We start from the raw sequence: 12118 nt of genomic DNA, 5'->3' as shown, positions 1-12118 counted from the left end.
CCGGGGCGGTGGCGGGCGACGGGTGGGCCGAGCGGCTGATCGACCCGCTGCTGGAGCAGGCCCGCGAGCACGCCGAGCGCGTCGAACTGGAGCGCGCCGGGCAGGCCGAGCTGGCCACGCTCGGACTGCCCACCCACGAGTTGGAGCTGCTCCCCGAGGGAGTGGACCTCGCCGGGCTCTACCGCCTGGCGAGGGACCTGCGGAAACAGGGACCCATATGACCGCGGACGACACCCCTTTGGACACCTCCGCCCCCCGGCTGGAGGTGGACGCCCTGCTCGACGACCCGGGCACCCGCATCGTGGTCTGCTGCGGCTCGGGCGGCGTCGGCAAGACCACGACCGCGGCGGCCCTGGGCGTACGCGCCGCCGAACGCGGCCGCAAGGTCGTCGTCCTCACCATCGACCCGGCCCGCCGGCTGGCGCAGTCGATGGGCATCTCCGAACTGGACAACGTCCCCCGCCAGGTCAAGGGCCTCGACGGCCTGTCCGGCGGCGAACTGCACGCGATGATGCTGGACATGAAGCGGACCTTCGACGAGATCGTCGAGGGGCACGCGGACGCGGACCGGGCCCGCGCCATCCTGGAGAACCCCTTCTACCAGTCCCTGTCGGCCGGTTTCGCCGGTACGCAGGAGTACATGGCCATGGAGAAGCTCGGCCAGCTCAGCGCCCGCGGCGAATGGGACCTGATCGTCGTCGACACCCCGCCCAGCCGCTCCGCGCTGGACTTCCTGGACGCGCCCAAGCGCCTGGGATCCTTCCTGGACGGCAGGTTCATCCGCGTCCTGATGGCGCCGGCGAAGGTCGGCGGGCGGGCCGGGATGAAGTTCCTCAATGTCGGCATGTCGATGATGACCGGCACCCTCAGCAAGCTGATGGGCGGGCAGCTGCTGCGCGACGTGCAGACGTTCGTGGCGGCGATGGACACCATGTTCGGCGGCTTCCGCACCCGCGCGGACGCGACGTACCGGCTGCTCCAGGCGCCCGGTACGGCCTTCCTCGTGGTGGCGGCGCCGGAGCGGGACGCGCTGCGCGAGGCGGCGTACTTCGTCGAGCGGCTGGCGGCGGAGCGGATGCCGCTGGCGGGACTCGTCCTCAACCGTGTGCACGGCAGTGGCGCGGCGCAGCTGAGCGCGGAGCGCGCGCTGGCCGCGGCGGAGGCCCTGACCGACCGTGCCACGGAGGCGGACGGGACGGCCGCGACCGGTGATGCGGAAGACGTGACGACGCCCGGGTCCGCGGAGGCGGACGAGACGGAAGAGGCCGCCGGGAGGGCCATCGCCGAAAATCTTGCCGGAGACGGCATGGCGGACGCCGACGGCGGGCAGACTGCTTCCGGAACCGCCCGCGGCCCCTCCCCCGCCGCCGTGGCGGAGACGCCCTCTTCGACCCCGGCCGCCCAACTCGCCGCGGGACTGCTGCGGTTGCACGCCGAACGCATGCAGGTCCTCGCGCGCGAGCGGCGCACCCGGGACCGCTTCACCGCGCTGCACCCCGAGGTCCCGGTGGCCGAGGTCGCGGCACTGCCCGGTGACGTCCACGACCTGTCGGGCCTGCGCGCGATCGGTGAACGCCTCGCCCTCGGCCCGGCGGACGCCGGCTCCCCCGTCAAGGCGGCGCCGCCGACCGACCTCACGGCACGGCGAAGCGACTGAACGGCACACCGAAGGCACGGACGAGAACGCCCTGACGACCGGGCCGGGCCCTGTACCGACCGGTCGGCACACCGGCGGACCGGTGCGTGCCCGCCCCTAGCCGACCGCCGCGTAGCCGTCGATCCGCTCCCGCTCACACTCCTCGCCGATATCGGTCGGCAGCATTCCCGTACTGCGCTCGTACTCCGTCCGCGCCGTCTCCAGCAGCCGGCGCCACGACGTCACGGTCGGACGGCGGCGCAGCAGCGCGCGGCGCTCGCGCTCGGTCATGCCGCCCCACACGCCGAACTCCACACGGTTGTCCAGGGCGTCGGCAAGGCATTCCGTACGCACCGGACATCCGGTGCACACCGCCTTGGCGCGGTTCTGCGCCGCTCCCTGGACGAACAGCTCATCCGGATCGGTCGTGCGGCATGCTGCCTGTGCGTTCCAGTCGGTTACCCAGCTCATGCTGGCGCCGTCCTCTCCCGAATCGAGGCTCCCCCACGGCGGCGAACGGCATATTCACCGTCGCCAGTTGAGGACGTTACGGAAGGCAGGCAGGGCGCAACACCCCCAACGGGCCCAATCCTGAATGGCCCGAACGGACTATGCGTACGCGGCAGATCACCCAACGGAGTGACTGGAGGGCATACGCCGCTTTCCTCGCAAGCCAGGGCAGGTCGCTACGGGTACCGGTGTCCGGCGCACTGCCGGGGCCCTGGAGCGGGGACGCGCGTGCGGCATCGCGGCCGCATGTCCGTACAGCGGAGGAAGGGGAACGGGGCGGGGAGGAGTGGGGAAGGGGAGGACGACGCCCTGAGGCGGAACGGTTCCGCTGTGGCGGATGTGAAACAGGGTAGGCGAACAGATGCGCCCCTGTCCGGCAATTGAGAACGTAGGCTGCTCCTCATGTCCAAGAAGCGCGACGGCGGCGGACTCACCCTCCCGCAGCAGGCCGCCAAGTTCCTCGGAGTCAGCGTCCTGGCCGGCGCCGTCCTCGCCGGCATGGCGCTCCCCGCTGCCGGAGCGCTCGGCCTCGCCGCCAAGGGATCGGTCGAGGGCTTCGACGAGATCCCCTCCAACCTCAAGGCCCCGCCCCTCAGCCAGCGCACCGTCATCCTGGACGCCCGCGGCGGCGAGATCGCCAAGGTCTACTCCCGGGACCGTACGGTGGTCGGCCTCAAGGACATGTCGCCGTACATCCAGAAGGCGATCGTCGCCATCGAGGACGCCCGCTTCTACCAGCACGGCGCGGTCGACCTGAAGGGCGTCCTGCGCGCGATCAACAAGAACGCCCGCTCCGGCGGTGTCAGCGAGGGCGCCTCGACCCTGACCCAGCAGTACGTCAAGAACGTCTTCGTCGAGGAGGCGGGCGACGACCCCGACAAGGTCGCGCAGGCCACCCAGCAGACCCTCGGCCGCAAGGTCAAGGAGCTGAAGTACGCGATCCAGCTCGAGCAGGAGCTCGGCAAGCGCAAGATCCTCCAGAACTACCTCAACATCACCTTCTTCGGGCAGCAGGCGTACGGCGTCGAGGCGGCCGCCCAGCGGTACTTCAGCAAGCACGCCAAGGACCTCGACCTCGGAGAGGCCGCGCTGCTGGCAGGCATCGTCCAGTCGCCGAGCCGCTACGACCCGGTCGCCCGCCCGAAGCAGGCCACCCTCCGCCGCAACACCGTGCTGCGGCGGATGGCCGACCTGAAGGACATCTCCCGCGCGGAGGCCGACGAGGCCGCGGCCCTGCCGATCAAGCTGAAGGTCAGCCGCCCCAAGAACGGCTGCATCACCGCCGTCGACGGCGCCGGGTTCTTCTGCGACTACGTCCGCGAGGTCATGCTCAACGACAAGACGTTCGGCAAGACCCGCAAGATCCGCTCCCAGCGCTGGAACCAGGGCGGCCTGACCATCCGCACCACCCTCGACCCGCAGACCCAGAAGGCGGTCCAGGCGTCGATAAGCCGACATGTCTACGACGACGACCAGGTCGCCGCCGCGAGCACCATCGTCGAACCGGGCACCGGCAAGATCCTCGGCATGGCCCAGTCCCGCCCCTACGGCTTCGGACGGAACCAGACCCAGATCAACCTCTCGGTCGACCACGACATGGGCGGCGGCCTCGGCTACCAGCCCGGCTCGACCTTCAAGCCGGTGATCGCCGCGGCCGCGCTGGAGCAGGGCATGAGCCCGTACAAGGAGTACTCGTCACCGTTCGAGATGCCGTACCCGGGCCCGGTCCAGACCTGCAACGGCGAGTGGGCGGCCGACGGCAGGACCGTGAAGAACGAGAACCGGGCAGAGGTCGGCCCGTACGGGATGAAGGAGGCGACCGCCAAGTCGGTCAACACCTACTTCGTCCAGATGATCAGTGACATGGGCGTCTGCCCGGCGGTCAAGATGTCGGAGAAGCTGGGCCTCCAGCGTGCGGACGGCACCCCCCTCAAGCAGGTCCCGTCGATGGCGCTGGGCGTTCAGGAGATGACCCCCCTGACCATGGCCGCGGGCTACGCCGCCTTCGCCAACAACGGCACCTACTGCACCCCCGTGGCCATCGAGTCGATCACCGAGGCCACCGGCCGGAAGCTGGCCGTTCCGAGGACCTCCTGCCGCAGCGCGATGTCCGAGCAGACCGCGAAGACGATCAACACCCTGCTCAAGGGCGTCGTCGAGGACGGCACCGGCAAGCAGGCCGGGCTCAGCGGGCGCGACAGCGCGGGCAAGACCGGCACCAGCGACGGGCGCTACGCCGCCTGGTTCGTCGGCTACACCCCGAACGCGGCCGGCGCGGTCTGGGTCGGTGACCCGATGCACCAGCGCAAGATGTTCGGCATCACCATCGGCGGCGAGTACCACGAGAAGGTCTACGGCGCCGACACCCCCGGCCCCATCTGGCGCGACGCGATGTCCGGCGCCCTCGCCGGCCGGCCCGCGCCCGGCCTGGCCACCGTCCCGCTCGACGACGACGAGGACAAGGGCGGCGACGGCAAGGCCGCACCGCCCCAGCGGAAGCCGAACCCCGGCCACCGGCCGGGCGGCGGACACGGCCACGGCAAGCCGCACCACTGACGGACGCGTATGACGAAGGGCGCCCCTCCTCACGGGGGGCGCCCTTCGTCGTACGGCTTCCTCTCAGCCCGCCAGCAGCTTCTTCACCACCGCGGCGACCCGGCCGCCCTCGGCCCGGCCCGCCACCTTCGGGTTGACGATCTTCATGACGGCACCCATGGCGCGCGGCCCCTCGGCGCCCGCGCTCGCGGCCTCCGCCACGGCTTGTGCGACCAGGCTCTCCAGCTCCTCGTCGGTCAGCGGCTTGGGCAGGTAGTCGGCGAGCACCTCGCCCTCGGCCCGCTCGCGCTCGGCCTGCTCGGCGCGGCCGCCCTTCTCGAACGCCTCGGCGGCCTCGCGGCGCTTCTTCGCCTCCCGAGCGATGATCTTCTCGACCTCGCCGTCGGACAGCTCGCGCGCCTCGGTCCCCGCGACCTCCTCCTTCTGGATCGCGGTCAGCGTGAGACGGAGGGTGGAGGAGCGCAGCTCGTCGCGCGCCTTGATCGCGACGGTGAGGTCGTCCTTAAGCTTGGACTTGAGCGTGGTCATGCCGTCGAGTATGCCCCGGCCCCCCGGCAATCGCCGCGACATTTCCCCGTGACGCCCCGCGGAGCCCCCACCGCCCACCGCTCATCCACCCGCACTCTGCGACGATGGGATCATGCGCGCGCGATACGGAGTCCCCCTGTCCCTGACCGCAGTCGGCGCGGCCGGCCTTGTCTACGCCGCCGGGTTCGAGGTCCGCTCGTTCCGCCTCCGGCGCGTCACCGTGCCCGTACTGCCCCAGGGCATGCGGCCGTTGCGCGTCCTCCAGGTCTCCGACATCCACATGGTCAGCGGCCAGCGCAAGAAGCAGCGCTGGCTCCAGTCCCTGGCCGGCCTGCGCCCGGACTTCGTGATCAACACCGGTGACAACCTCTCCGACCCCGAGGGTGTGCCCGAGGCCCTGGACGCCCTCGGCCCCCTCATGGAGTTCCCCGGCGCCTACGTCTTCGGCTCCAACGACTACTACGGCCCCAAGCTCCGCAACCCGGCCCGCTACCTGATCGAACGCTTCCAGGGCCGGCACGGCCTGAACGGCAACGCCCCCGCGGTCGGCGTCGTCCACAACCCGTGGGAGGAGCTGCGCGACGCCTTCGACGACGCGGGCTGGCTCAACCTCTCCAACTCCCGCGGCCGCCTCACCGTGGCGGGCGCCGAGATCGCCCTGACCGGCCTCGACGACCCGCACATCAAGCGCGACCGCTACGCCGAGGTCGCCGGCGGCCCGGAGTCCGGCGCCGACCTCTCCCTGGCCGTCGTCCACGCCCCGTACCTGCGCACCCTGGACGCCTTCACCGCCGACGGCTACCCGCTGATCCTCGCCGGCCACACCCACGGCGGCCAGCTCTGCGTCCCCTTCTACGGCGCCCTCGTCACCAACTGCGACATCGACACCGACCGCGTCAAGGGCCTCTCCACCCACACCGCGGGCGGCACCACCTCCTTCCTCCACGTCTCGGCCGGCTGCGGCACCAACCGCTACACCCCCGTCCGCTTCGCCTGCCCCCCCGAGGCCACCCTCCTCACCCTCACCCCCCGCCCCGCCTGACCCCTCTCCCACCCCACACGCCCCACCCGCCCCCACTCCCCCGGAACCGGATTTCACGTACGCGGATCAGTCCGCTAAAGTAGAGCTCGTTGCTTCGGGGTGTGGCGCAGCTTGGCAGCGCGCTTCGTTCGGGACGAAGAGGTCGTGGGTTCAAATCCCGCCACCCCGACTGAAGAAACACCAGGTCAGGGGCCTGATCCACGAGAGTGGGTCGGGCCCCTGAGTGGTTTCCGGAAGTCGCGAGGGAGCCGACTTCGGGAAATGGCTTCCCCTTTTTTCCAGTGGCGCCGCCTACTGGCATCGCAAGGAAGCCGTCGAGCACATGCGTGAGTGAGGTACGCCACCTACACCGCGTACATCCATGAGGCGGCGCTACGGATCGAGTTCGGCGGAATGAAGGTCATGCGGGCCCAGTTGAACCATCTGTGCGAGATAAGCGAACTGAGTCATGTGGACGTGAGAGTCGTACCGTTCTCGTCCGGTGCGTTTCCCGGAGCGGGACAGGCACTGGTCTACGCCTCAGGGGCCGTTCCCCAGCTCGACACGGTGCAGCTCGACTCCGCTCATGGACCGGGGTTCACCCATGCCCCAGCCCAACTCGAAAATTACCGTGCACAACTGGACTGGATGGAAGCAACATCTTTCAGCTCCAGCAAGTCCCGGGACTTCATACTCGCCCTCGCCAAAGCCTGATGGGAGACATCACCGTGCCCGGCATCGCTTGGGAAGAACCCTTCTGCGCAGAGAGCTCCAACTGCTTCCGCATCGGCACCGACGCCGACGGCAACGCGTACATAGCGGTCGCCGGACAGGAGCAGAACTACCTCACGGACACCCGCGAGGCCCTGCGCACCCTCATCCGGGACATCAAGGCCGGCAAGGCCGACCACCTGCTGTAACGACCGCACTTGGCGTCGCGCTCCACGAGGAGGCGACTCTTGACCTGCTGGTGGGGGACCTGTCGGGTCCTGTGCGGTGGGGCGAGGACACTTTCGCACCGGGCCGGACGATCCCGTCCCGCCCGGTGCGCCCCGAGTGTCGTCAGTCCTCGTCGTGGTCGCCGGTGACGTCGTCCCCGTCCTCGTCGAGGGTGGCGGCCGTGACCTTGCCGGTCCGCGCGTCGACGGTGATCTCGTGTTCGGTGCCCTTGGTGTCGAGGACATCGACGTTCCAGGTGGCGGTCGTGCCGTGGTGGTGCTCCAGTTCGGCGGAGGTCGCGGTGCCCGGGACCTTGGTGAGGGCGGCGGCCACGGCCTGGCGTAGGTCCGTCCTGGCGGACGTGGTCCGGGTGGAGTGGTCGGTGGCGTCGTCGTGGTCCTGGCGGGTGGCGGTGACCTTGCCGTCGGTGGCGTCGACGATGACCTCGTGCTCGGTGCCCTTGGTGTCGACGATGTCGGCCTCCCACACCGTCCTGCCCTGCCGCTCCTCCAGTTCGATCTCGGAGACCGTGCCCGCGACGGACTTCGTGGCGGCGTCGGCGGCCCGCTTCACGTCGATCGTGGTGTTCCTGGTGAGCGTGGCGTCGTCATCGTGGGCGGGGGCGGCCACGGTCGCCCGGGGGGCGTCATGGTTGCCGTCCTGGGCGAAGGAGGCGGCGGTCGCGGCACCGGCGCCGGCCAGGACCACGGTGGCGGCGAGCACGGTGGTGAGCGTGCGGCGGCGGCCGGTCAGGGTGCGCTGGAGAGCCTTCATGGCGGGGTGTCCTCCCGTGGTGTGGAGCGTCGTCCTGATGCGGTCCACCGTGGACGAGCGGTCCTGAAGCCGAGCTGAAGCAACCTGAAGATCGGTTCAGGTCGCTCTGAGACGCTGGGGGCATGCGTCTGTTGATCGTGGAGGACGAGAAGCGTCTCGCCGCCGCCCTGGCCCGGGGCCTGGGCGCCGAGGGGTTCGCCGTGGACGTGGCCCACGACGGGACCACCGGTCTGCACATGGCACGCGAGCACGACTACGACCTGATCGTGCTGGACATCATGCTGCCCGGCCTCAACGGCTACCGCGTCTGCGCGCGGCTGCGGGCGGCCGGCGACGAGACCCCCGTCCTGATGCTCACCGCGAAGGACGGCGAGTACGACGAGGCGGAGGGCCTGGACACCGGCGCGGACGACTACCTCACCAAACCGTTCTCGTACGTCGTCCTCCAGGCCCGCATCCGTGCCCTGCTGCGCCGCCGTACCCGTGCCGGAGCCGCCGTGGTGAGGGTCGGCGATCTGACCGTCGACCCGGATGCCAAGCGGGTGCGAAGGGCCGGGACCGAAGTGACGCTGACCGCCAAGGAGTTCGCGGTGCTGGAGCACCTCGCGCTCCACGCCGGCCAGGTCGTCTCGAAGGCGGACATCCTCGCCCACGTGTGGGACTTCGCCTACGACGGCGACCCGAACATCGTCGAGGTCTACATCAGCGCCCTGCGCCGCAAGCTCGACGCTCCTTTCGGCCGGCGCTCGATCACGACCGTGCGGGGTGCGGGATACCGGCTCGAAGCCGTCGGCGGCCGGCATGCGTAGGTTTTTCTCCTCCGTCCGGGCCCGTGCCGCCCTCGCCGCGACCCTGGTCGTCTCCCTCGCGCTGGTCGCCGCGGGCGTGCTGGTCCTCACGGTGCTGCGCACCAACCTGATGGACCGGGCGTCCCTCCAGTCCGAGGTCACCGCCCGTACGGTGGCGGGTTCCCAGGCCGCGCTGAACGGGAACTTCGGCTCGGCGGACCTGCCGGACGACGAGGACCGCCCGGTCCAGATCGTCGGCCCGGAGGGCACCGTGCTGGCCGCGAGCGACGACCTGCGGGGCCGGGACGCGGTCACGGACTACGCCCCTGCTCCCGCCTCGCGTGTCCCGTCCGACCAGGACGAGGACGACGACGACCACGACAGCGGCCCTCCGCGCGGCAAGGTCGGCACGGACGTGGACCGCGAGACCCTCACCGTGCGGGTCGACGACGAGACGCACGACTACCGCTTCGCCGCCGTCCACGGAACGACCTACGACGGCCGTACGTACACCGTCTACGCCGGCACCTCTCTTGAGGACACCCGGGCCACGCTCGACCAGACGACCCGCGCGATGCTGATCGGCCTGCCGTTCCTGCTCGCCGTGGTCGCCGCCGTCACCTGGCTCGTCACCCGCCGGGCGCTGCGTCCGGTGGAGGGCATCCGCGCCGAGATGGCCGAGATCACCGGCAGCGGTGACCTGGGACGCCGGGTGCCTCAGCCGGAGGCGCGCGACGAGATCGCCCGGCTGGCCCGCACCACCAACGAGACGCTCGCCGCGCTGGAACGGTCCGTCGAGCGCCAGCACCGCTTCGTCGCCGACGCCTCCCACGAGCTGCGCAGCCCCATCGCCAGCCTGCGCACCCAGCTTGAGGTCGCCGACCAGCACCCGCGTCTGCTGGACACCAAGGACCTCCTCCACGACGTGGTACGCCTCCAGCACCTGGCCGCCGACCTGCTGCTGCTCGCCCGCCTGGACGCCGGGGAGCAGCCGGCCGGCACCCGCGTCGACCTCGCGGCCCTGGTGCGGGAGGACATCGCCCAGCGCGCCCCCGGCGACCGGATCGCCCCGACGGTGGTGATCGACGATGCCGCGGTGGAGGTCCACGGCAGCAGGAGCCAGCTGTCCCGCGTCCTGGGCAACCTCCTCGACAACGCCCAGCGGCACGCCGCCACGGCCATCACCGTCACGCTGGGCGCCGACGGCGGCACGGCCGTCCTCACCGTCGCCGACGACGGCCACGGCGTCGCCCCCGCCGACCGCGAGCGGGTCTTCGCACGCTTCGTCCGCCTCGACGAGGCCCGCAGCCGCGACGACGGCGGCGCGGGCCTGGGCCTGGCGATCGCCCGCGACGTGGCCCAACGGCACGGCGGGACGCTGACGGTCGGCGCCGCGCCCGACGGTGGCGCCGCCTTCCACCTCAGGCTGCCCCTCGCTCCTGCCTCCCCGCGCCCGCACGGGGACTGACGCGAGGGCCCCGCGTCCCTGGGAGGACGGCGGGATCAGACGCGGTCGGCGGCGATGAGCAGGTACTGGAAGCTGCCGTTCCTGTACGCGGTCAGGAAGGTGTCCTCGATGCCGGTGGCCAGGGAGGACGCGGCGCGCAGCTCCCAGTACGGGAGGGTCGCGGCGGTGAGGTCGACCACGCTGACCGGCACGAGCCGGTTGTTGGCCATCTCCCTGAAATAGGTGGAGCGGGGGTGGATGTCGCAGATGTAGTGGGCGTTGATGGTCGACACCTCGCGGGAGGGCAGGCCGTAGGTGTCGTTGTAGCAGCCGGTGATGGTGACGTACCGGCCGCCGCGGGCGAGGAGGCGGGCGTACTCGGCGAAGAGCACCGACAGGTCGACGTACATCGTGGACTCGTTGTTCCAGATGGCGCGGTAGGCGCCGGTCCCGAAACCGGTGTCGAGCATGTTCTTGAGGTGGAAGCGCACCTTGTCGCCGACGCCGCGTTCCTCGGCCTGTGCGGTGGCGAAGGCCACCTGGGTCCGGGAGATGGAGATTCCGTCGACATGGCAGCCGAAGCGCTGGTGGGCGACCAGGCTGCCGCCGCCCCGGCCGCAGCCGGAGTCCAGCACCCGGTCGTCGGGGGTGAGGGGGCCGAGGTGGTCGGCGAGGAGGTCGGCCTGTGCGCATTCCAGTCGGTGCAGTTCGGCGATGACGCGCTCGTCGCGGCTCTCCTCGGGGCCTTCCAGGGCCGAGCGGTCGACGTCGCCGATGCCGTAGTGGTGGTGGTAGAAGCCGTCGACCTCGCCCAGCCGGAGGTTGACGGGGTTCTTCTCCTGGTTCCAGTAGTCGGCCACCGACTTCTGGTAGGGGCTGAAGACCGGTACTGCTGCCGCGCCGGCGCGCTGGGCCTTGGTGGTCATGCGATTGCCTTCTCTTACCAGTAGTTGGGCAAGGAGTAGCGGTAGGTGTTGGTGTGGTGCCACTCGTGGTTGCCGGCGACCCAGGCGGCGAGACCGGTGGTGTAACGGGCCAGGAGCGGGTTCTCGGCGGCCAGGACGGCGGACTCGTCCTCGAAGGCGCGCATGATCTCGTTGTGGACGTCGACGGCCTTCAGATAGGCGGCCCTGAGGCCGCGGCGTTCCTCGGCGGCGATCACCACGGGGAGGTTGAGGTGGTGTTCGTCGCGTGCCATCTCCTTGGTGAAGGAGTACAGGTCGTTGACGATCGTGGTGGTGTTGCAGGCCAGCGCGGTGACGCGCTGCACCTCGGGACGGGAGTAGAGCGGCTCGGGCAGTTCGTAGCCGTCCACGGCGTCCACGATGGACAGGCAGGGACGGAAGTTGTTGAACTGCCGCATCACCAGGTACTTCCACACCGGCGGGGTGGTACGGGTCTGCGCCCAGGCGCCCTCGGCGAGATACCCGAGGTGCAGCCGCGCGATGTCGTGCAGGAAGCGGGTGACCTGGCTGGGGGTGGCGATGTCCCGGAAGGCGCGGACCGCGGCGGAGTAGGACCGCAGCGGGGCGTCCGCGCCCAGCCCCTCGTTCCACTGCCGCTGGTACGCGTCGGCGGTGTGCAGCGGGTCCAGGGCACTCTGCGCGATGACGAGCCGGCCGCCGAGGCCGATGGGGGACCCGCCGTAGTCCTCGCAGTAGCAGTCGTCGACGAGGTTCTCCGCGACCAGCAGCTTTCCCGCGGTGACCAGGCGCTCCAGGCCGGCCGCCCCGGGGTGTTGCAGGACGACGGCACGGCCGAACCCGAAGCCGGTGAAGTCCCCCCGCCACTCGGGGGGAAGCAGGTCGTGTTCGCGGACCCAGGCTTCGAGCCGGCGGTCCACCTCGGCGGCCTTGGCCGGATCGGCGGGTACGGCGGGCGGGCAGCGCAGGCCCGGGACGGGGTCCCCGGCGCGGGGG

12 protein-coding genes, 1 tRNA gene and 1 pseudogene are annotated in these 12118 nt (G+C 70.9%); 9 read left to right on the top strand and 5 right to left on the bottom strand.

Annotated elements, in window-relative coordinates:
• Positions 1-221: pseudogene (locus AC51EU_RS20130) on the top strand (ATPase); the annotation flags it as partial.
• Complete coding sequence (gene bagB / locus AC51EU_RS20125; protein ID WP_496268399.1) at positions 218-1657, top strand: ATPase BagB; 1440 nt, start codon at positions 218-220, stop codon at positions 1655-1657. The pseudogene AC51EU_RS20130 and the gene bagB, both read left to right, overlap by 4 nt.
• A 96-nt stretch (positions 1658-1753) precedes the next feature.
• Here bagB and AC51EU_RS20120 read toward each other — a convergent pair whose 3' ends face one another.
• The gene (locus AC51EU_RS20120) at positions 1754-2107 is read right to left on the bottom strand and encodes a WhiB family transcriptional regulator (RefSeq protein ID WP_496268398.1); all 354 of its coding nucleotides are present in this window, start codon (positions 2105-2107) and stop codon (positions 1754-1756) included.
• Positions 2108-2548: 441 nt separating this feature from the next.
• Between AC51EU_RS20120 and AC51EU_RS20115 the strand changes: the two genes are divergently transcribed.
• The gene (locus AC51EU_RS20115; RefSeq protein ID WP_496268397.1) at positions 2549-4702 is read left to right on the top strand and encodes a transglycosylase domain-containing protein; all 2154 of its coding nucleotides are present in this window, start codon (positions 2549-2551) and stop codon (positions 4700-4702) included.
• Positions 4703-4765: 63 nt separating this feature from the next.
• Here AC51EU_RS20115 and AC51EU_RS20110 read toward each other — a convergent pair whose 3' ends face one another.
• On the bottom strand, positions 4766-5230 hold the full coding sequence (locus tag AC51EU_RS20110) for a GatB/YqeY domain-containing protein (protein WP_496268396.1): 465 nt from the start codon (positions 5228-5230) through the stop codon (positions 4766-4768).
• Between the two features lie 112 nt (positions 5231-5342).
• On the opposite strand from AC51EU_RS20110, the gene AC51EU_RS20105 reads away from it, so the two are divergent.
• The 4 genes from AC51EU_RS20105 (at position 5343) to AC51EU_RS20090 (ending at position 7171) form a co-directional block, all read left to right on the top strand.
• Positions 5343-6272, top strand: a complete 930-nt coding sequence (locus tag AC51EU_RS20105) for a metallophosphoesterase (protein ID WP_496268395.1) — start codon at positions 5343-5345, stop codon at positions 6270-6272.
• 95 nt (positions 6273-6367) lie between these two features.
• Positions 6368-6441: transfer RNA gene (locus AC51EU_RS20100), tRNA-Pro, on the top strand.
• A gap of 161 nt (positions 6442-6602) precedes the next feature.
• Positions 6603-6965 carry a Scr1 family TA system antitoxin-like transcriptional regulator gene (locus AC51EU_RS20095; protein WP_496268394.1) on the top strand — a complete coding sequence of 121 codons (363 nt, stop codon included), beginning with the start codon at positions 6603-6605 and terminating at the stop codon, positions 6963-6965.
• Between the two features lie 14 nt (positions 6966-6979).
• Positions 6980-7171 (top strand): hypothetical protein, encoded by a 192-nt coding sequence (locus AC51EU_RS20090; RefSeq protein ID WP_496268393.1) that lies wholly within the window; start codon positions 6980-6982, stop codon positions 7169-7171.
• A 142-nt stretch (positions 7172-7313) separates the two neighbouring features.
• Here the strand turns inward: AC51EU_RS20090 and AC51EU_RS20085 are convergent, their stop codons facing one another.
• Positions 7314-7964: a PepSY domain-containing protein gene (locus AC51EU_RS20085; RefSeq protein ID WP_496268392.1), complete on the bottom strand. Its 651-nt coding sequence runs from the start codon at positions 7962-7964 to the stop codon at positions 7314-7316.
• A gap of 122 nt (positions 7965-8086) precedes the next feature.
• Between AC51EU_RS20085 and AC51EU_RS20080 the strand changes: the two genes are divergently transcribed.
• Together AC51EU_RS20080 and AC51EU_RS20075 are read left to right on the top strand one after the other, a co-directional pair.
• The gene (locus tag AC51EU_RS20080) at positions 8087-8773 is read left to right on the top strand and encodes a response regulator transcription factor (RefSeq protein ID WP_496268391.1); all 687 of its coding nucleotides are present in this window, start codon (positions 8087-8089) and stop codon (positions 8771-8773) included.
• The gene (locus AC51EU_RS20075; protein WP_496268390.1) at positions 8766-10220 is read left to right on the top strand and encodes a sensor histidine kinase; all 1455 of its coding nucleotides are present in this window, start codon (positions 8766-8768) and stop codon (positions 10218-10220) included. The genes AC51EU_RS20080 and AC51EU_RS20075 overlap by 8 nt, the downstream gene beginning before the upstream one ends.
• Positions 10221-10255: 35 nt before the next feature.
• Here AC51EU_RS20075 and AC51EU_RS20070 read toward each other — a convergent pair whose 3' ends face one another.
• Both AC51EU_RS20070 and AC51EU_RS20065 read right to left on the bottom strand, forming a co-directional pair.
• Positions 10256-11125 (bottom strand): geranyl diphosphate 2-C-methyltransferase, encoded by an 870-nt coding sequence (locus tag AC51EU_RS20070; RefSeq protein ID WP_496268389.1) that lies wholly within the window; start codon positions 11123-11125, stop codon positions 10256-10258.
• A gap of 14 nt (positions 11126-11139) precedes the next feature.
• Positions 11140-12118, bottom strand: a 979-nt coding sequence (locus tag AC51EU_RS20065) for a family 2 encapsulin nanocompartment cargo protein terpene cyclase (RefSeq protein ID WP_496268388.1), incomplete at its 5' end; no start/stop codon positions are given.

Source organism: Candidatus Streptomyces philanthi, assembly GCF_059553635.1.
Note: the sequence above shows the minus strand (reverse complement) of the source record. Positions and strands in the feature narration are given on the sequence as shown.